The organism is Variovorax sp. P4_B11 (assembly GCF_056402355.1).
The window spans coordinates 26,553-45,833 of record NZ_JBFUHO010000009.1 but is presented as its reverse complement, the minus strand read 5'-3'; the positions used below and the strand labels follow the sequence as shown (position 1 = coordinate 45,833).

The 19,281-nt window shown below is 67.3% G+C and carries 17 protein-coding genes; 7 read left to right on the top strand and 10 right to left on the bottom strand.

Going from position 1 to position 19,281, the window contains the following annotated elements:
- Positions 1-4 precede the first annotated feature (4 nt).
- Both AC1DYD_RS11445 and AC1DYD_RS11440 read left to right on the top strand, forming a co-directional pair.
- Positions 5-802, top strand: a complete 798-nt coding sequence (locus AC1DYD_RS11445; protein WP_478172856.1) for an SDR family oxidoreductase — start codon at positions 5-7, stop codon at positions 800-802.
- A gap of 190 nt (positions 803-992) precedes the next feature.
- On the top strand, positions 993-1,979 hold the full coding sequence (locus AC1DYD_RS11440; protein ID WP_478172855.1) for a quinone oxidoreductase family protein: 987 nt from the start codon (positions 993-995) through the stop codon (positions 1,977-1,979).
- A 50-nt stretch (positions 1,980-2,029) separates the two neighbouring features.
- Here AC1DYD_RS11440 and AC1DYD_RS11435 read toward each other — a convergent pair whose 3' ends face one another.
- The 4 genes from AC1DYD_RS11435 to AC1DYD_RS11420 form a co-directional block, all read right to left on the bottom strand.
- A complete protein-coding gene (locus tag AC1DYD_RS11435) occupies positions 2,030-3,685 on the bottom strand; it encodes a Na/Pi cotransporter family protein (protein ID WP_478172854.1) in 1,656 nt (551 codons plus the stop codon).
- Between the two features lie 65 nt (positions 3,686-3,750).
- Positions 3,751-4,248 (bottom strand): signal peptidase II, encoded by a 498-nt coding sequence (gene lspA, locus AC1DYD_RS11430; protein ID WP_478172853.1) that lies wholly within the window; start codon positions 4,246-4,248, stop codon positions 3,751-3,753.
- On the bottom strand, positions 4,248-7,091 hold the full coding sequence (gene ileS / locus AC1DYD_RS11425) for an isoleucine--tRNA ligase (protein ID WP_478172852.1): 2,844 nt from the start codon (positions 7,089-7,091) through the stop codon (positions 4,248-4,250). Before ileS ends, lspA begins: the two co-directional genes overlap by 1 nt.
- A 108-nt stretch (positions 7,092-7,199) precedes the next feature.
- A complete protein-coding gene (locus tag AC1DYD_RS11420) occupies positions 7,200-8,237 on the bottom strand; it encodes a bifunctional riboflavin kinase/FAD synthetase (protein WP_478172851.1) in 1,038 nt (345 codons plus the stop codon).
- A 165-nt stretch (positions 8,238-8,402) separates the two neighbouring features.
- On the opposite strand from AC1DYD_RS11420, the gene AC1DYD_RS11415 reads away from it, so the two are divergent.
- Entirely contained in the window at positions 8,403-8,960 is a 558-nt protein-coding gene (locus tag AC1DYD_RS11415) for an HNH endonuclease (RefSeq protein WP_478172850.1), read from the top strand.
- An 18-nt stretch (positions 8,961-8,978) separates the two neighbouring features.
- Here AC1DYD_RS11415 and AC1DYD_RS11410 read toward each other — a convergent pair whose 3' ends face one another.
- From AC1DYD_RS11410 to AC1DYD_RS11400, 3 genes are all read right to left on the bottom strand, one after another.
- Positions 8,979-10,358: an alpha/beta fold hydrolase gene (locus tag AC1DYD_RS11410; RefSeq protein WP_478172849.1), complete on the bottom strand. Its 1,380-nt coding sequence runs from the start codon at positions 10,356-10,358 to the stop codon at positions 8,979-8,981.
- Positions 10,359-10,439: 81 nt separating this feature from the next.
- On the bottom strand, positions 10,440-11,555 hold the full coding sequence (locus AC1DYD_RS11405) for an acyl-CoA dehydrogenase family protein (protein WP_478172848.1): 1,116 nt from the start codon (positions 11,553-11,555) through the stop codon (positions 10,440-10,442).
- A 94-nt stretch (positions 11,556-11,649) separates the two neighbouring features.
- Positions 11,650-12,831, bottom strand: coding sequence for an acyl-CoA dehydrogenase family protein (locus AC1DYD_RS11400; protein WP_478172847.1), 1,182 nt, complete (start codon positions 12,829-12,831; stop codon positions 11,650-11,652).
- Between the two features lie 143 nt (positions 12,832-12,974).
- On the opposite strand from AC1DYD_RS11400, the gene purN reads away from it, so the two are divergent.
- A complete protein-coding gene (gene purN / locus AC1DYD_RS11395; RefSeq protein WP_478172846.1) occupies positions 12,975-13,559 on the top strand; it encodes a phosphoribosylglycinamide formyltransferase in 585 nt (194 codons plus the stop codon).
- A gap of 22 nt (positions 13,560-13,581) precedes the next feature.
- Here purN and AC1DYD_RS11390 read toward each other — a convergent pair whose 3' ends face one another.
- Complete coding sequence (locus tag AC1DYD_RS11390) at positions 13,582-13,821, bottom strand: DUF1653 domain-containing protein (RefSeq protein ID WP_478172845.1); 240 nt, start codon at positions 13,819-13,821, stop codon at positions 13,582-13,584.
- 35 nt (positions 13,822-13,856) lie between these two features.
- On the opposite strand from AC1DYD_RS11390, the gene AC1DYD_RS11385 reads away from it, so the two are divergent.
- The 3 genes from AC1DYD_RS11385 (at position 13,857) to AC1DYD_RS11375 (ending at position 18,462) form a co-directional block, all read left to right on the top strand.
- Complete coding sequence (locus AC1DYD_RS11385; RefSeq protein WP_478172844.1) at positions 13,857-15,722, top strand: M48 family metallopeptidase; 1,866 nt, start codon at positions 13,857-13,859, stop codon at positions 15,720-15,722.
- Positions 15,723-15,845: 123 nt separating this feature from the next.
- On the top strand, positions 15,846-17,117 hold the full coding sequence (locus AC1DYD_RS11380; RefSeq protein WP_478172843.1) for an RsmB/NOP family class I SAM-dependent RNA methyltransferase: 1,272 nt from the start codon (positions 15,846-15,848) through the stop codon (positions 17,115-17,117).
- 130 nt (positions 17,118-17,247) lie between these two features.
- A complete protein-coding gene (locus AC1DYD_RS11375) occupies positions 17,248-18,462 on the top strand; it encodes a DesA family fatty acid desaturase (RefSeq protein WP_478172842.1) in 1,215 nt (404 codons plus the stop codon).
- Positions 18,463-18,590: 128 nt separating this feature from the next.
- On the opposite strand, the gene rpmG is transcribed toward AC1DYD_RS11375, so the two are convergent.
- Positions 18,591-18,764, bottom strand: a complete 174-nt coding sequence (rpmG, locus tag AC1DYD_RS11370; protein WP_007830291.1) for a 50S ribosomal protein L33 — start codon at positions 18,762-18,764, stop codon at positions 18,591-18,593.
- 11 nt (positions 18,765-18,775) lie between these two features.
- Positions 18,776-19,009 (bottom strand): 50S ribosomal protein L28, encoded by a 234-nt coding sequence (gene rpmB, locus AC1DYD_RS11365; protein WP_028251282.1) that lies wholly within the window; start codon positions 19,007-19,009, stop codon positions 18,776-18,778.
- Positions 19,010-19,281: the final 272 nt, after the last annotated feature.

The following is a 19,281-nucleotide window of genomic DNA, read 5'->3' as shown; positions in this document are numbered from 1 at the left end:
CAACATGGATCTGGGAATCGCAGGCAGGACGGCACTGGTGTGCGGCGCCAGCAAGGGACTGGGCTACGGCTGCGCCGAAGCGCTGGTGCGCGAGGGCGTCAACCTGGTGGTCGTGGCGCGCGGCGCCGAGGCGCTCGAGGTGGCGGCAAGGAGCCTGCAGGCCACGGCGGCGGCCAGCGCGGCCAAGCCCTTCGTCAAGCATGTGGCGGCCGACATCACGACCCCCGATGGCCGTGCCGCGGCCTTCGCTGCGCACGCCGACTACGACATCGTGGTCACCAATGCCGGTGGCCCGCCGCCCGGCGATTTCCGCGACTGGGACCGCGAGGCCTGGATCAAGGCGCTGGACGCCAACATGCTGACGCCGATCGAGCTGATCAAGGCCACGGTCGACGGCATGGCGGCGCGCGGCTTCGGGCGCATCGTCAACATCACCTCGAGCTCGGTGAAGGCGCCGATCGACATCCTCGGCCTCAGCAACGGCGCGCGCAGCGGGCTCACCGGCTTCATTGCCGGCGTTGCGCGTACCGGTCTCGCGGCCAAGGGCGTGACGCTCAACAACCTGCTGCCGGGCTCCTTCGACACCGACCGGCTCAAGGGCACGCTGGGGGGGGCGGCCAAGAAGACCGGCCAGGACATCGACGCCATCCGCGCCAGCCGGCAGAAGAACATACCGGCGGGCCGCTTCGGCACGCCGGCGGAATTCGGCGCCATCTGTGCCTTCCTCTGCAGCGTGCATGCCGCCTACGTCACCGGCCAGAACGTGCTGGCCGACGGCGGGGCCTATCCCGGAACGTATTAGGCTCGCCCCCAGGTTGCCGGCACTTCGTGTCCGGCGCCCACCCCCTACCGGGGGCAACACCAGCGGCCTGGCGAAGCCAGTTCCGCGGTGTTTCACCAACGGGCCTGGCTGCGCTGGCCACGACACGGCGAGTCGTTGGCGTGGCAGCATAGGCAGCTTGGCATTTCGTGCCGTATCAGGAGCCAACCCCATGAGCAAGAGCAAGGCAGTGCGCATCGACCGCAACGGCGGTCCCGAGGAACTCAAGATTGTCGAGGTCGAGGTCGGAGATCCCGGCCCGGGCGAGATCCGGATCCGCCACAAGGCGGTCGGCCTGAACTTCATCGACACCTACCAGCGCAGCGGTCTCTATCCGTTCCCGATGCCGCTGCAGCTCGGCATGGAAGCCTCGGGCGTGGTGGAGGCGGTGGGCGAGGGCGTCACGCACCTGAAGGCCGGCGACCGCGCGGCCTATGCCAGCGCACCGCCCGGCTCCTATTGCGAGCTGCGCGTCATGCCGGCCAAGAACGTCTGCAAGCTGCCCGAGGCGATCTCCTTCGAGACCGGCGCCGCGATGATGCTGAAGGGCCTGACGACGCAGTACCTGCTCAAGAAGACGCTGCCCGCCGAAGGCCTGCAGCCCGGCGACTTCATCCTGTTCCATGCCGCGGCCGGCGGCGTCGGACTGATCGCCTGCCAATGGGCCAAGGCGCTGGGACTCCAACTGATCGGCACCGCCGGCACCGATGCCAAGTGCCGGCTCGCGCTGGCCCACGGGGCTGCACACGCGATCAACTACAGCACCGAGAACTTCGCCGAGCGCGTGAAGGAGATCACCGGTGGCATGGGAGTCAAGGTGGCCTACGACTCGGTCGGCAAGGACACCTTCGAGGGCTCGCTGGCCTGCCTGCGGCCCTTCGGCCTGCTGGCGGTCTTCGGCAACGGCTCGGGCCCCGTGGCGGCCTTCAACCTCGGCACGCTGGCCAAGGGCTCCTACTACGTCACGCGTCCGACCCTGTTCACGCACATCGCCACGCGCGAAAGCACGCAGGCGATGGCCGACGAGCTGTTCGCGGTGGTCGAGAGCGGCGCCGTAAAGATCCCGATCGACCAGCGTTACGCCCTGGCCGACGTGCAGCAGGCGCACCGCGATCTCGAGGCGCGCAAGACCACTGGCTGCACGATCTTCACTTTGTAGCTCGCCCCCAGGTTGCCCCGACACGAAGTGCGGGGCAACCTGGGGGCGAGCTAAAGTGCATTCAGCCGCGATTCGCGCATGCGGGTCGGGGCCAGCGCGCCGGCCGACTCGAGGATCGGGTAGGCGATCGAGCAGATGTGCGAGTTGATGCGCTTCAAGTCGCTGATCAGGTCGATGTGCAGCGAGCTGGTCTCGATGCTCAGCGTGGTCTGGTCCGACAGGCGCCCGAGATGGGTGGTGGCGTAGGCGCGTTCCAGGTCTCGGAAGCGCGCCTTCTCCTCGAGCAGCCTCTGGGCGTCGCGCACGCTGCCGTTCAGGAAGACGCTCATGCTGAGCCGCAGGTTGGCCACCAGGCGCTCGTGCAGTTCGACGATCTCGCGCATGCCGGCCTCGGAGAAATTGCGCTGCGGCTTGATCTTCTTGTCCTCGATGTCGATGATCACGCGCTCGATGATGTCGCCGATCTGCTCCATGTTGATGGTGAAGCTGATGATGTCGGTCCAGCGCCGGCTCTCCTCTTCGCCCAGGGCCTCGCGCGAGATCTTCGTCATGTAGTACTTGATGGCCGAGTACAGCTGGTCGACCGTGTCGTCGAGCTTGCGCAGCTCCTGGGCCAGGCGCAGGTCGTTGTTGCGGATCACGCCGAGCACGCCGATCAGCATGGTCTCGACCACGTCGGCCTGGTGCAGCGCCTCGCGCGCGGCGTTCGAGATGGCCAGCGTCGGCGTCGACAGGGCCGAGGGGTCCAGGTGCTGCGGCCGCTGCGTGGCCGCCGCTTCGACAGGCACGGGCAGCAGGCGGGTCACCAGCTTGGCAACCCAATTGGTGAGCCCGATGAAGCCGACGCTCACGAGCACGTTGAAGGCCAGGTGGTACAGCACGACGAATTGCGTGGCGTCCGAGATGTAGGGCCTGACCTCGCGCAGCCAAAGGCCGACGAAAGGCGCCGCGATCGCCACGCCGAGCAGCTTGAAGACCAGGTTGCCGACCGTGACCTGGCGCACCGAGACCACCGACTTGGCCGTGGTCAGCACCGCCAGCAGGCCGCTGCCCAGGTTGGCGCCGAGCACCAGGCCCATCGCCACATCGAGCGGCACCACGTTCGAGCTGGCCATCGCGGCCACCAGCAGCACGACCGCCAGGCTGGAGTAGGCGACGATCGAGAGCGCGGCGCCGATCGTGATCTCGAGCAGCACGTCGCTGCCCAGGCTGCCCAGCAGCTCGCGCATCGCCTGGCCCTCGAACAGCGGGCCGGTGGCCGCCACCACCAGCTGCAGTGCGAGCAGCATCAGGCCCAGTCCGATCAGCACCCGTCCGACCCGGCCGGCCACGCTCGACGGCCGCGTGATGAACAGCACCACGCCGACGAAGATGAAGAGCGGCGACAGCCAGGACAGGTCGGCCGAGAACAGCACCGACATCAAGGCCGTGCCGATGTCGGCGCCGCGCATCACGGCCAGCGCGGCCGGCAGCGTCACCAGGCCCTGGCCGACGAAGGACGAGGTCATCAGGGAGGTCGCGGTGCTGGATTGCACCAGGGCCGTCACGCCGATGCCCGAGAGGGCCGCCGTGAAGCGGTTGCGCATGCTGTGGACCAGGATCCTGCGCAGGTTGGCCCCGAAGACGCGCAGGACGCCGGTGCGAACGAGATGGGTGCCCCATACCAGCAGCGCCACCGCCGCAAGCAAATTCAACAGATGCTTCATGGAAGCAGGGGACTATAGACCAAGCCCCCGGCGGATTCACCCCGCCTGCCTGCCTGTGGCCGCGGCTACTTCCTTCGGACGCGCCGGAGTTCGTCGAGGATCAGGCAGATGGCGCCGAGGGTGATGGCACTGTCGGCGACGTTGAAGGCCGGAAAGTGGCGCCCGGCGATGTGGAAGTCGAGGAAGTCGACCACGTAGCCGTGCATCATCCGGTCGATCACGTTGCCGACGGCGCCGCCCAGGATGGCGGCCATCGAGAACGAGAACAGCTTCTGGCCGGCATGCGACTTCAGCATCCAGATAATGAACACCGCCGCCGCGACCCCGATGGCGGTGAAAAACCAGCGTTGCCAGCCGGCCGCATCGGCCAGGAACGAGAATGCCGCGCCGGTGTTGTGGGCCCGGACCACGTTGAAGAAGCTGGTGACGTAGGTCACGTCGCCGTACTTGTAGTAGCCCAGGATCAGCGTCTTGGTGAACTGGTCGACGATCACGATCACCAGCGCGAGGCCGAGCCAGGGCCAGATCCCCAGGCCCGACTTGCCCGAAGGTTTGCGGGCCATCAGGCGAGCATCCTTTGCTCTCCGGCGCCGTACAGGTTGCTGGTGCAGCGGCCGCACAGGCCCGGGTGGGCCGGGTCATGGCCGACGTCGTCGCGCCAGTGCCAGCAGCGCTCGCACTTGGCCGCGGCACTCGCCGTCACTTGTGCCGACAGCGCGTCGCCGGCGGCCAGTTCGACCGCCGAGGTGATCAGGACGAATTTCAGGTCGTCGCCCAGCAAAGCCAGCAGTGCATGGTCGTCGGCCGGTGCGGTGATCGTCACGTTGGCCTGCAGCGAGGAGCCGACCTGGCCGGCGGTGCGCACGGTCTCGATCTCCTTGTTGACCGCATCGCGGATCTCGCGGAGGCGGGTCCACTTCGCCAGCAGCGCTTCGTCGGGCGTGCCGAGGTCGCTGTAGGTCTGGACGAAGATCGAGCGGCCGTCGCCGCAGAACTTCCATGCTTCCTCGGCCGTGAAACTGAGGAACGGCGCCATCCAGCGCAGCATCGCCTGCGTGATGTGCCAGAGCGCGGTCTGGGCGCTGCGGCGCGCGTGCGAGCCGGGGGCGGTGGTGTAGAGCCGGTCCTTGAGCACGTCCAGGTAGAAAGCGCCGAGGTCCTCGGAACAGTACACCTGCAGCTTGGCCACCACGGGGTGGAATTCGTAGACCTTGTAGTGCGCGAGGATCTCGGCCTGGAACTGCGCCGCCCGGGCGAGCGCATAGCGGTCGATCTCGAGCAACTCGCCGAGCGGCACCGCGTCCTTCGCGATGTCGAAGTCGCTGGTGTTGGCCAGCAGGAAGCGCAGCGTATTGCGGATCCGCCGATAGGCATCCACCACGCGCGCCAGGATCTTGTCGTCGCCCGCGATGTCGCCCGAGTAGTCGCTCGCGGCCACCCACAGGCGGGTGATCTCGGCGCCGAGCTTCTTGTTCACTTCCTGCGGGTCGATGCCGTTGCCGAGCGACTTGCTCATCTTGCGGCCCTGGCTGTCGACCGTGAAGCCGTGCGTCAGCAGGCCGCGGTAGGGCGCGCGGCCTTCGAGCGCGCTGGCGAGCAGCAGCGACGAGTGGAACCAGCCGCGATGCTGGTCATGGCCTTCGAGGTACAGGTCGGCCTCGGGACCGGTGGCGTGGTGCACGTTCGGGTGGGTGCCGCGCAGCACGTGATAGAAGGTCGAGCCCGAGTCGAACCAGACCTCGAGGATGTCGGTGCTCTTTGTGTAGAGCGGCGCGTCTTCGGCACCGAGGATCTCCTCGGTGGTCACGCGGCTCCAGGCCTCGATGCCGCCCTGCTCGACGATGGCCGCGGCCTGGTCGAGGATCTCCATCGTGCGCGGATGCAGCTCGCCCGAGTCCTTGTGCAGGAAGAAGGGGATCGGCACGCCCCAGCTGCGCTGCCGGCTGATGCACCAGTCGGGCCGGTTGGCGATCATGTCGTGCAGCCGCGCCTTGCCGTTCTCCGGATAGAAGGTGGTCTCTTCGATCGCGGCCAGCGCGGTCTGGCGCAGCGTCTGCGGCGCCTTGTCCTTGGTGAACACGCCTTCGCCCTCGTCCATGCGGATGAACCACTGGGCCGCCGCGCGGTAGATCACCGGCGTCTTGTGGCGCCAGCAGTGCGGGTAACTGTGGCTGATCTGCTCGGTCGCCAGCAGGCGGCCGGCATCGCGCAGCGCGTGGATGATGACCGGCACGGCCTTCCAGATGTTCTGGCCGCCGAACAGCGGGAAGTCGGGCGCGTACGAGCCGTTGCCCTGCACCGGATTCAGGATGTCGTCGTACGCCACGCCGTGCGCGATGCAGGAGTTGAAGTCGTCCACCCCGTAGGCCGGCGAGGAGTGGACCAGGCCGGTGCCGTCGTCGGCGGTCGCGTAGTCGGCCAGGTAGACCGGCGACAGGCGGCGGAAGCCGGCGTCGACGTCGTACAGCGGATGCTCGAACTCCAGCCCGCCGAGTTTCTCGCCCTTGACCGTGACCAGCACGGTGCCGTCGAGCGCATAGCGGTTCATGCACATCTCGACCAGCGAGGCGGCCAGAACCAATAGGCCGCGCTCGGTGTCGACCAGCGCGTAGTCGAGCTCGGGGTTCAGGTTGATGGCCTGGTTGGCCGGGATGGTCCAGGCGGTGGTGGTCCAGATGACCGCGAAGGCGTCTTTCGTCAATGCCGGCAGGCCGAAGGCGGCCGCGAGCTTTGCGGGGTCATGCGCCTTGAAGGCGACGTCGAGGGTCTGCGACTTCTTGTCCGCGTACTCGATCTCGAACTCGGCCAGCGAGGAGCCGCAGTCGAAGCACCAGTACACCGGCTTGAGGCCGCGGTAGACGAAGCCGCGCTCGATCACGCGCTTGAAGGCGCGGATCTCGCCGGCTTCGTTGGCGAAATCCATGGTCTTGTACGGATGGTCCCACTCGCCGAGCACGCCCAGGCGCTGGAAGTCGACCATCTGCTGGGCGATCTGCTCGGTGGCGTAGGCGCGGCTCTTGGCCTGCATCTCGTCGCGGCTCAGGTTGCGGCCGTACTTCTTCTCGATCGCGTTCTCGATCGGCAGGCCGTGGCAGTCCCAGCCCGGTACGTAGAGCGCGTCGAAGCCCTCGAGCTGGCGCGCCTTGGTGATCATGTCCTTCAGGATCTTGTTCACCGCGTGGCCCATGTGGATCTGGCCGTTGGCATAAGGCGGGCCGTCGTGCAGGATGAACTTGGGCGCGCCGTGGCGGGCGTCGCGCAGACGCTGGTAGAGGCCTTCCTCGTTCCACTCCTTGACCCAGCCCGGCTCGCGCTTGGGCAGGTCGCCGCGCATCGGGAAGGGGGTGTCGGGCAGGTTCAGCGTGGCGCGGTAGTCGGCGGCGCCGTCGGTCTTGTTGTCAGCCATGGGAGTTCCAGAAATCTGCGCTGCCTGGCAGCGCTCGGGGATCGAGGGGGGCATGCGGCCCCTGGCTTCCCAGGGCGGCCGAACGCGGCGGAAAGCGACGGTTCCGCTCTAAATTCGGTCGCGCGTGGTCTGGCGATGGGTCTCGGCGTGGGTGGAGGCAAAGAAGGCGCGCGCGTCGCGGCCATCCTTCGCGATGCCCGCTGTCAGGGCCTCGAGGCTGGTGTATCGCAATTCGTCGTGCAGTTTGTGCAGCAGTTCCACGCGGACGATTTTACCGTAGGCCCCCTCGCTGCCGAGTTCGGCGGGCCAATCGAGGCAGTGGGTCTCGAGCAGCACCCGCCCGGCGTTGACGTCGTTGGCGTCCAGCGAGGGCCGCACGCCGAGGTTGGCCACGCCCGGCAGCGGTGTCGCGGCCAGGCCATGCACCAGCACCGCGAAGATGCCGCTGGCGGCCGGTTTCCAGTGCTTGAAACGCAGGTTGAGGGTCCGGAAGCCATCGTCGCGCCCGGGTTCCGAGGCCCCCAGCGCACGGCCCAGCTTGCGGCCGTGGACCACGTGGCCGGAGATGGCATAGGGCCGGCCCAGCAGCGCCTGGACGTCGGCCATCCGCCCTTCGGCCAGCGCTTCGCGCACCGCCGAACTCGACACCCGCAGGCCGTGCACCTCGTAGCTGTTCATCCGGGCGACATCGAAGCCGTGCTGCTCGCCGGCGCGATCGAGCATCGCGTAGTCGCCGGCCCGCTTGGCGCCGAAGCGGAAATCGTCGCCGACCAGCACGTAGCGTGTGCCCAGGCCCTCGATCAGCACGTGCTGGATGAATTCTTCCGGCGTCCGGGAGGCCAGCCGGGCATCGAAGGGCAGCACGATGGTCTGCGCCACGCCGCCGGCCGCGAGTTCGCTGAGCTTGTCGCGCAGGGTGCCGATGCGCGCCGGCGCCAGCTCGGGCCGCTTGGTGAGGGCCGCGAAGTAGTCGCGCGGGTGCGGCTCGAAGGTCAACACGCAGCTCGGCAGCCCGCGCAGGCGGGCCTCGGTGTTGAGCAGCCCCAGCATCGCCTGGTGGCCACGGTGCACACCGTCGAAATTGCCAATGGTCAGGGCACAGGCCGGAGCCACGCCCGGATGCCTGAAACCCCGGAAAACCTGCATCGTCTGGTATCTTTTTGATAGCACTTTGCGCCCATGGAATGGGCACATCAGGGCCTTTTTGTCACAAAGCCGGTATATTGTGACGCACTGCGTCGTGCGCAAGCCCATCGGGCGAGCGTCATGTCCTGGTCTTTCAGTGGTTCTCTTTGCTTGAGGAGGCGTCTGGTGAAGGTCTTGAAGCTGTCGGCCCAAGGGCTGCCCCAATCGTGGATTTCGCTCGAACAGGCGGTGATCCACTACGCCTCCGACGAGGTCCGGTGGGAGGTGGGCGCGCAGGTGGCTGTATTCCGTGGCGGCCACAACGCGGTCACCGGCCAGCAGTCGCAGATCGCGATCAACAGCATCATCGGCACCAAGGGCGTGCCGCGCATCAATCCCTTCACGCAGCGCCCGGGACTCACCAACAGCAAGCTTTTCGCGCGCGACCGCAACATCTGCGCCTATTGCGGCGGGCACTTCCACGAAGAAGAACTCACGCGCGAGCACATCATCCCGTTCGCCCAGAAGGGCATCGACACCTGGATGAACGTGGTGACGGCCTGCCGGCCCTGCAACCATCGCAAGAGCAGCCGCACGCCCGAGCAGGCCGGCATGGCGCTGCTCTATGCGCCCTATGTGCCCAGCCTGTGGGAGGACTTCATCCTGCGCAACCGCCGCATCCTGGCGGACCAGATGGAGTTCCTGATGGCGCACCTGCCGCAGAGCTCCCGGCTGCACGGGTAGTCGCGCAGCGGGCGCGCGTCAATAGGTCAGCTCGAGGACGCTGATCTCGCCTTGCGCGGCGGGCCAGGTCCGCCCGACCACTCTTTCGCCGTTGAATTCGGCTTCCACCGACCGCGGTGCCTCGCTGTCGAGCTTGATCTTCGCGCTCGACACGCCCGCTCCCTTCGGCGGGACGCCGGGCAGGGTGGTCTGGCCAACGAAGCGAAGCCGGTCCCGTTCGGCATCGAAATAACCGCGTGGCCGTGTGAAGATCACCAGCGCCCGCGCATCGCGGTCGGCCTGCGCGATCCGTTCCGGGCTCAGCTGGACGATGCCGCTCGAACGTGGGAAGGCGCTTCGGTAGATGTGCGTGGTGGCGTAGCCGGGCGCCGCGATCACGAACTCGCAGGCGGTGTCCGGTCGGCCCGTGAAGGGTCCCCAGCGGCCGTCCGGACCGATGGTCTGTTCCCAGGCCGCCGGCCCCTGCCGGGTCCCGGTGGCCGGGTCGATGGCGAACACCGACAGGCGGGCGCCCGTCAGCGCCAGGTTGTTGGGAAAGCTGCCGCTGGCCGGGTTGGCCGGGTCGAGGCCCAGTCCCGTGACCCTGCCGGACAGTGCCACGGAGGCTTCAGGCATCGGTTGCAGGGTGCGCGGCGCCTCGCCGGTGAGGAAACGCCAGGTGGCCTCGAAGGCGGCGGGCGAGAACGAAGTCTCGCGGTGATCGACGCGCGGCAGCACCAGGTTCGTGGCCCCCTTGAGCGCCGGCCCGTCGAATCCGATCCGTGTCGGCTGGCCCTGGCTGCCGATCCACAGGCCGTCCGGCTGGGCGTACTTGTCGTTGTTGTCCGAGCGCAGCGTGAGCCATTTCACGCCGGGCGTCACTTCGTGGCCCTCGGTGTTCTTCGGCGCATTGAGCCGCTGCATGAAAGGGCTCAATCCGGAGAACTCGCTGCCCTCCAGCCGCCCCTTGACGGCCCAGATGCCGTGCGCCGGATTGCCGCCGAGCACCACGTGGCTCACCACCCGGTCGCCGCCGCCGTTCTGCACGTAGTTGCGGATCGTGTTGCCGCCGCGCGAGTTGCCGATCAGCACTACTTTCGTGGCGCCGGTGCGCTTCAGCACCCGGTCGACCTCGCCTTGGAGGAAGGCCATCGATTCGGCGGTCGAGCTACGGCCCGGCTGGGCCACGCCGTCGTCGTCGCGCGCCAGCGGGAAAGGCTGGTCGAGCGCGATCAGGCGCTCGCGCGGCCAGCCGTTCGACTCGAAGCGCCAGATCGTGGTCTGCCAGAGGGCCGCCGAGTCACCGTTGCCGTGCACGAACACGATCGGCGGCCGCTCGCTGGCCGAGGGAGGGGTGGAGCAGGCAGCGAGCATGGCGGTGGAAAGGCCGAGTGCGATCAGTTGGCGGCGAGCGTACATGGAAAGACTTTCTCCAATGAAAACGCCCGCCGGCGAGGCCGGCGGGCGCGAGGGGCTATCGGGTCGGACAGCTGTGGATGTTCAGGCGAACACTCCCGCGGTGTCCTGCATGCGGGCCGACACTTCGCCGAGGTGATGCAGGCTGTCGCCGAAGGTCATCTCGAGCTGCGTGAGCTTGCGGAAGTAGTGGCTGCCGATGTATTCGTCGGTCACGCCGATGCCGCCGTGCAGCTGCACCGACTGCTGGCTCACGAAGCGCATCGAGACGCCGAGCTGGTACTTGGCGCGGGCCAGCGCCAGGCGGCGCTCGGCGGCCGGTGCGTTGAGCTTCAGGCTGGCGTAGTAGCTCATCGAACGGGCCAGCTCGAGCTGCATCTTCATGTCGGCGACACGGTGGCGCAGCGCCTGGAAGGTGGCGATCGCGACGCCGAACTGCTTGCGCGTGTTCATGTAGTCGACCGTGGCCGCGAGCGTCTGGTCCATCACGCCGACGGCTTCGGCGCAGGTCGACGCGATGCCGATGTCGACGCCGTATTCGAGTGCGGCCAGGCCGTCGCGGGTCAGCAGCGTGGCGGCCGCGCCGTCGAACACGACTTCGGCTGCGCGGCTGCCGTCCTGCGTGCCGTAGCCGCGGGCGGCGACGCCGTCGGCGGCCCGTTCGACCAGGAACAGCGCGATCTGGCCTTCGAGCCGCGCCGGCACCAGGAAGGCATCGGCCTCGTCACCGGCCGGCACCAGGCTCTTGGTGCCATGCAGCTTGAAGCCGTCGCCGGCCTTCTCTGCCTTGGCCTCGCAGACGTCGAGCCGGTAGCGCGCCTTGCGCTCCTGGTAGGCCAGCACCACCAGGGCCTGGCCGCCGGCGATGCGCGGCAGCCAGTTGTCCTTGGTGTCGGCATCGGCATGTCCGGCCAGCAGCGCGCCGGCGATGAAGGATTGCGCCAGCGGCTCGAGCACGATGCCGCGGCCCAGCTCTTCCATCACGACCATGCCTTCGACCGGGCCCATGCCCAGGCCGCCCTCGTCCTCGGGAATGTAGAGGCCGCCCAGGCCGAGCTCGGCCAGTTCGTCCCAGGCCTCGCGCGAGAAGCCGCCGGCCGCTTCGTTGGCGCGGCGGCGCTCGAAGCCGTAGCCTTTTTCGACCCACTTGGCGACGGCGTCGCGAAGCTGCTGCTGGTCGTCCGAAAAATTGAAGTCCATATCAAATCCTTGCGTAAGCCTCGCTGGAGCCCCCTCCCGGAGGGGGTGCGGGGGAGTCAAACATTCAGCGCGCAGCGCAGGCCGTTCTACGGCTTCAGCCGAGAACGGTCTGCGCGACGATGTTGCGTTGCACTTCGTTGCTGCCACCGTAGATGGTGGTCTTGCGCATGTTGAAGTAGGTCGAGGCCAGCGGTGCCAGCTGGGGGTGGCCGCCCGGGAAGTTGCCCTGCCAGCCGGCTTCCATCGCCTCGCGGATCAGCGGCAGCGAATAGGGGCCGCCGGCCAGCATCATCAGCTCGGAGTAGCGCTGCTGGATCTCGCTGCCCTTGATCTTGAGCAGGCCCGCGATGTCGAGCGAGTTCTTGCCCGAGGTGGCGGCCGACAGCACCCGCAGCACCAGCATCTCGAGCGCGACCACGTCGACCTCGAGCTTGGCGATCTCGTCGCGGAAGCGGGTGTCTTCCCAGACGCCTTCGCTCTTGGCCAGGCGCTTGAGCCGCTCCAGCTCGCGCTTGGCGCGGTTGACGTCGGCGATGTTGGTGCGCTCGTGCGAGAGCAGGTGCTTGGCGTAGGTCCAGCCCTTGTTCTCCTCGCCGATCAGGTTTTCGGCCGGCACCTCGACGTTGTCGAAGAAGACCTCGTTGACCTCGTAGCCGCCGTCGAGCAGCTTGATCGGGCGCACCGTGACGCCCTTGGACTTCATGTCGACCAGCAGGAAGCTGATGCCGGTCTGCGGCTTGCCTTCGTTGCTGGTGCGCACCAGGCAGAAGATCCACTCGCCGTACTGGCCCAGCGTGGTCCAGGTCTTCTGGCCGTTGACGATGTACTTGTCGCCCTGGCGCTCGGCCTTGGTCTTGACCGAGGCCAGGTCGGAACCCGAGCCCGGTTCGCTGTAGCCCTGGCTCCACCAGACCTCGCCGCTCGCGATGCCGGGCAGGAAGCGCTTCTGCTGCTCGGCATTGCCGTAGGCCATGATCACCGGCGCCACCATCACCGGGCCGAAGGGGATGATGCGCGGCGCGCCGGCCAGCGCGGCCTCTTCCTCGAACAGGTGCTTCTCGACCGCGGTCCAGCCGGGGCCGCCGAACTCCTTCGGCCAGCCGTAGCCCAGCCAGCCCTTCTTGCCGAGGATCTTGGCCCATCGCTGCAGGTCGTCACGCGTCAGTTCGAGCGCGTTGTGCACCTTGTGCGAGATGTCTTGGGGAAGGTTTTCTTTGACCCAGGCGCGAATATCTTCGCGGAACTTCTGTTCTTCGGGCGTGAAGCTCAAATCCATGCGTGCCTCGCTGTGTTGAATCGAACCGCCACGGACGCGGCGTGTCTCCGGAACCGCCGGTTTTAGCACGGTCGTGCGCTTCCGGGGTGTCCGCGCCGCGACAATGCAGCCTCGGAAAAGCAGCACGGATAATCCCGCGTCCGATGAAGAATATTGTGATCCTTATCTCCGGCGGCGGGTCGAACATGGCGGCCATCGTGCGGGCCGCCGAGCAGGAGCGCTGGGCCGCCCGCTTCGATGCCCGGGTCGCCGCCGTCATCAGCAACAAGCCGGAGGCTGCGGGCCTCGCATGGGCCCGCGCCCACGGCGTCGCCACCACGGTGGTTCCGCACAAGGACTTCGCCAGCCGCGAGGATTTCGACGCCGCGCTGGCCGAGGCCATCGACGCGCATGCGCCCGCCCTGGTCGTGCTGGCCGGATTCATGCGCATCCTGACCCCGGGCTTCGTGGCCCGATACGCCGGCCGGCTGCTCAATATCCACCCGTCGCTGCTGCCGGCGTTCCCGGGGCTTCATACCCACCAGCGTGCGATCGAGGCGGGCTGCAAGGTGGCGGGGCTCACGGTGCACCAGGTGACGGTCGAACTCGACCATGGGCCGATCCTCGCGCAGGCGGTGGTGCCGGTGCTGCCCGACGACACCGCCGCAAGCCTGGCGGAACGCGTTCTGGTGCACGAACATCGGGTTTACCCGCAAGCGATTGCGGCTTGGCTCAGAGAAACAGAATGACACAATCCGCGGAGTCTGGTTTTTATTCTTCGAGCCTCGCGAAGCGCAGCCGTGACGAGCCGTCGATGTCCACGCGGCCGCCGAACATGGCGGCCGGGCGCACCCAGAGCCCGCGCTCGCCGTAGAGCGCGCGGTAGAGCGTCATCGGCTCCAGCGTCTCGCTGTGCCGCACGGTGCCCAGGACTTCGTACTCGCCGCCCTTGTAGTGGCGGTAGCGCCCGGGCGGGGTCTCGATCAGGGGTGGCAGGTCGTCGTCGTTCACGCTGTGTGTTTCCTTGGTGGAACTGAAAGGTCGGGATGGATAGGGCGGATTTTGTTCATCTCGTGCGCTTGAGCGAGCATGCCAGCGCCGACGACAGCAGCGGCTACCGGCGCGGCGTCGCGATCTTCGCCGCCCTGGGCTACCTCTGGGTGATCGCCTGCCTGGCGCTGGCGATGGGCATCATCGCCTGGGTGGTCGGCGGGCTGGCACACGGCGGGCGCTTCAACTTCAGCCGTGGCTGGCTGCTGCTGTTCGCGCTCGGCCTCTTGTGGGCCACGCTGCGCGCCCTGTGGGTGAGCTTCGACGAGCCCGAGGGCGTGGCCCTGGAGCGCGAGGACGCGCCAGCGCTGTTCGAGGCATTGGACCGCATTCGGAAACGGATCGACGGCCCGCCGGTGCACCGCGTCTACCTCGACAGCGAGTTCAACGCCAGCATCCGGCAGTTGCCGCGCTTCGGGCTCTTCGGCGGTGCGGTCAACCATCTCAGCGTCGGCCTGCCGCTGCTGATGGCGCTGGACCGCCGGCGCCTGCTGTCGGTGCTGGCCCACGAATACGGGCATCTGCGCGGCAATCACGGCAAGCTGAGCGCCTGGATCTATCGCACGCGGATGTCGTGGCTCAAGCTGGACGCCAGCTTCCAGCGCGACGAGGGCGTGATGGCCTTCGCCTCGCAGGCCTTCTTCCGCTGGTACTTTCCGCGTTTCGCCGCCAAGACCTTCGCGCTGGCGCGGCAGGACGAGTACGAGGCCGATCGCGTCGCTGCTCGCCTTCTCGGCACCCGGGTGGTGGCCGGCGCGCTGACCGAGATCGTGGTCAAGAGCGCCTGGTACGCCGAGAATTTCTGGCCCGCGCACTGGTCGCGGGCGGTCGACGAGCCGATCCCGGTCGGCCCGTTCTCGGCGATGGCGCCGCAGCTGCGCGCGCCGATGGCGCCGGATTTCGCGCGCTCGGCGCTGCGCGGCGCGCTACGCAGCGTCAGCGATGTCGATGACACCCACCCGGTGCTGCGCGATCGGCTCGAAGCGCTCGAAGAGAAGCCCGTCCTGCCGTCCTGGTCGGCGAAATCGGCGCTGGGGATGCTCGCCGATGCACCCCGATGGACCGCCCATTTCGACAGCGAATGGCGCCGAGACCATGCCAACGACTGGAAGCAGCACCATGCTTACCTGGTCCGGGTGCGCGAGCGGGTCGCCGTCCTGGCCGCCAGCGCCGGCCGCAACAACGCCGACGAGATGGTCGAGTGGGCCGACTGCGCGCGTCGGCTCGATGCATCGGCCGAGGTTCGCGGCCTCTATGAGCGCGCCCTGCAACTGACCGACAACCATCCGGGCGCCCTGCGCGGCCTGGCGCAGCTGTTGCCGGCCCGCGACCGCGGCGCGCGCCTCGCGGTGCTGGAGCGCCTGCACGAATCGAGCATGGCCAGCCGCTGGTGGGCCGCCAAGACGGCGGTCGGCCTGCTCGAGGACCCGGATGCCGGCGGGCACGACGAGCGCGCGCTCAAGCTCTGGCGCGAGCGGGCCAGGACGGCGGAGGAGGCCGAGCAACGCGCCTGGGAAGAGATCACCGCCACGCCCTTCTTCGCCCAGATCGCGCGCCACGACCTGAGCGAGTTCGAGCTCGGCGAACTGCGGGCCGATCTGGTGCGCTGCATCCCGGTCTGGCGGGCCTGGCTGGTACGCAAGAACCTGCGCGAATTCCCTTGGCGGCGCGCCTACGTGCTGTTCCTCGAATTGCCGCAAATGAGCGACGACGAGCGTTGGCAGCTGTGCCGCCAGCTCGAGCAGACCTTGGGCCTGCCGGGCGCCGTGCTGGTCTTGTGGGCCGGCCATTCGCCGACTCTGGAGCAGATCGAGCGCCAGGCCTTCGGCGCGATCTGGGCCCGAACCGCCGTCTCATCCTGAGGGGAGCGCGCGACCAGGCCGGCGCCGGGCCGCCCCAAGGCGGCCTGCGGCCCCCTCGGGGGGGAGCGAGTACACGAAGTGACGGAGCGTGGGGGCCATGTACTTGACTGAGACAATGCGGGGATGCACCCCAAAGCCCTGCTTGACGCCACCGCCGACCTGGTCGGCCTGGTTCTGAAATTCGATCACCCGGCCGACCAGGTCGTTTCGCGCTTCTTCCGCGACCATCGCGAATTCGGGCCGCGCGAGCGCGCCACCCTGGCCGAGACCGTCTACACGGTGCTGCGCAAGAAGCTGCTGTTCGACCACCTGTCGCCCTCCGGCAGCGGGCCGAAGGAGCGGCGGATGGCGATCCTCGGCTTCCATGGCCCGCGCGACTTCCTCAAGAGCGCGCTCAATGACACCGAGAAGCGCTGGCTCGACAACTGCGATGCCGTCAAGCCCGACGACCTGCTCGAACGGCATCGTCACAACCTGCCCGAATGGCTGGTGGCGCCGCTCAAGGCGCAGCTGGGCGACCAGTTCTGGCCGTTGGTGGAAAGCCTGCAGCAGCCGGCGCCGCTCGACCTCCGGGTCAACGCCCTCAGCGACAAGCGGCCAGAGGTCCAGAAGGAACTGGCCAAGGCGGCGATCAAGGCGGTCCCCACGCCGTTCTCGCCCTGGGGCCTGCGCATCGACGGCAAGCCCGCTCTGAACAAGCTCGATGCCTTCACCCGCGGTGCGGTCGAGGTGCAGGACGAGGGTTCCCAGTTGCTGGCCCTGCTGCTGGACGCCAAGCGCGGCGAGATGGTGGTCGATTTCTGCGCCGGCGCCGGCGGCAAGACCCTGGCCATCGGCGCCACCATGCGCAACACCGGGCGGCTCTATGCCTTCGACACCTCGGCCCATCGCCTCGACGCCCTCAAGCCGCGGCTGGCCCGCAGCGGCCTGTCGAACGTGCATCCGGCGGCCATCGCCCACGAGCGCGACGACCGCATCAAGCGGCTGGCCGGCAAGATCGACCGGGTGCTGGTCGACGCGCCGTGTTCGGGGCTCGGCACCCTGCGGCGCAATCCGGACCTGAAATGGCGCCAGTCGCCGCAATCGGTGCAGGAACTGACGGTCAAGCAGGCGGCGATCCTGCAGAGTGCGGCCCGGCTGGTGAAATCGGGTGGCCGGCTGGTCTACGCCACCTGCAGCGTGCTGCCGGAAGAGAACGAGGCCATCGCCGAGGCCTTCGGCGCCGCCAACCCGGATTTCGAGCTGCAGGACGCGTCGGAACTGCTGGCCGGCCTCAAGGTGGCGGGCGCCGAGACCCTGTGCGCGGGCGGCGAAAGCGGGACGCGCTACCTTCGGCTCTGGCCCCATCGCCACGCCACCGACGGCTTTTTTGCCGCCGTGTGGAACCGAAAATAGGCCGCAGGCTCCAAAGCGTGGGAAAACTTGCGATAAATCAAGGATTTAGGCCCCTTTCCAGGCCCCAACCTTTAAAATCGCGTGTTACCTAGAGGCTGCACCTTCGTGTGGCCATGGAGTACTGATTTCAATGTTGCTTCCTGACTCTGCCGTACTGAGCGCGGCCATCGATTGGCTCGGAAACGGCTTGTGGGACCTCACATGGTGGCAAGTCGTGCTGTACACGCTCGTCACCACGCACATCACGATCGCGGCGGTCACGATCTTCCTGCACCGGACGCAAACGCACCGGGCCATGGATCTGGGCCCGATCCCCTCGCATTTCTTCCGCTTCTGGCTTTGGCTGGGCACCGGCATGGTGACCAAGGAATGGGTGGCCATCCACCGCAAGCACCACGCCAAGTGCGAAACCGTGGACGACCCCCACAGCCCGCAGGTCAAGGGTATCGACGAAGTCATGTGGCGCGGCGCCGAGCTGTACCGCAAGGAATCGAAGAACAAGGAAACGATGGAGCGTTTCGGCCACGGCACGCCCGACGACTGGATCGAGCGCAACCTGTACACGCGCTACAGCTGGCAGGGCGTGGGCCTGATGCTGATTCTCAATGTCGCCCTGTTCGGCATGCTCGGCCTGACCGTGTGGGCCGTCCAGATGCTCTGGATTCCGTTCTGGGCCGCCGGCGTCGTCAATGGCATCGGCCACTACTGGGGCTACCGCAACTTCGAAGCCGCCGATGCCAGCACCAACCTGATTCCGTGGGGCATCATCATTGGCGGCGAAGAGCTGCACAACAACCACCACACCTACCCGACCTCGGCCAAGTTCTCGGTCAAGAAGTACGAGTTCGACATCGGCTGGGTCTACATCAGCCTGATGCAGAAGATCGGCTGGGCCAAGGTCAAGAAGCTGCCGCCCAAGATGCAGATGGGCGACGTGGTGCCGGTGGCCAACGAGAAGACCCTCGAGGCCGTGATCGCCAACCGCTACGAAGTGATGGCCGGCTATGCGCGCGAAATGCGCCGCGCCACCCGCGTCGAGCTGGCACAGCTCAAGGCCAAGGGGGCCGACCTGTCGGCGCTCAAGGCGGCCAAGAACTGGCTGCACCGCGACGACGACAAGGTGCCCGCTGCCGTGCGCTCGAACCTGGTCCAGGCACGTGCCGCCCACCCGGTGCTCGACAAGATGGTGACCATGCGCGAAGAGCTGCGCCAGCTGTGGCTCAACACCTCGCATTCGCGTGAGCAGTTGGCTGCCGACCTGGCGGCCTGGTGCCACCGCGCCGAGGCCAGTGGCATTGCCGGTTTGCGCGAGTTTTCGACCCGTCTGCGGGCCGCCCGCGGATAACGACCGCGCATTCGCGTCTCGTGAAAAGCCGGCTTCCGAGCCGGCTTTTTTGTGCCCGCAAGGAAGGCCGAGGCAGGCAACAAAAAACCCGCTGGATCGCAGCGGGTTTTTTATTGGAAAGCGCCGAATTACTTCAGCTTGATTTCCTTGTATTCGACGTGCTTGCGCGCCTTCGGGTCGAACTTCATGATCGACATCTTTTCAGGCATCGTCTTCTTGTTCTTGCTGGTCGTGTAGAAATGGCCGGTACCCGCGGTGGATTCCAGCTTGATCTTCTCGCGTCCGCCTTTGCTCGTTGCCATGATTCAGCTCCTTAGGCTTGGCCGCGTGCGCGCAGGTCTGCGAGCACGGCGTCGATGCCGTTCTTGTCGATCAGGCGCAGGGCAGCGCTCGAAACCCGCAGGCGAACCCAGCGGTTTTCCGTTTCGACCCAGAAACGACGGTATTGCAGGTTCGGCAGGAACCGGCGCTTGGTTTTGTTGTTGGCGTGGGAAACATTGTTTCCGACCATCGGGCCTTTGCCCGTGACTTCGCAGACGCGTGCCATGTGGACACTCTTTCTTGAACAGCTGGCACCAAAGCAACGCAGCAGGGTTGCGTGGGTGGTTTGCAGCTTGACCTCGCCAGAAACGGGTGGCGGTACCCCGATATCACCGACCGACGCAGGGCGTCAAATTCGGCAAAGCCTTGGATTATATGCCAAAAGCATCCAAACAGGCCGGCGAAGCCAGGCCCGTTGGTGAAACACCGCGGAACCGGCTTCGCCGGGCCGCTGGTGTTGCCCCCGGCAGGGGGTGGGCGCCCGACACGAAGTGCGGG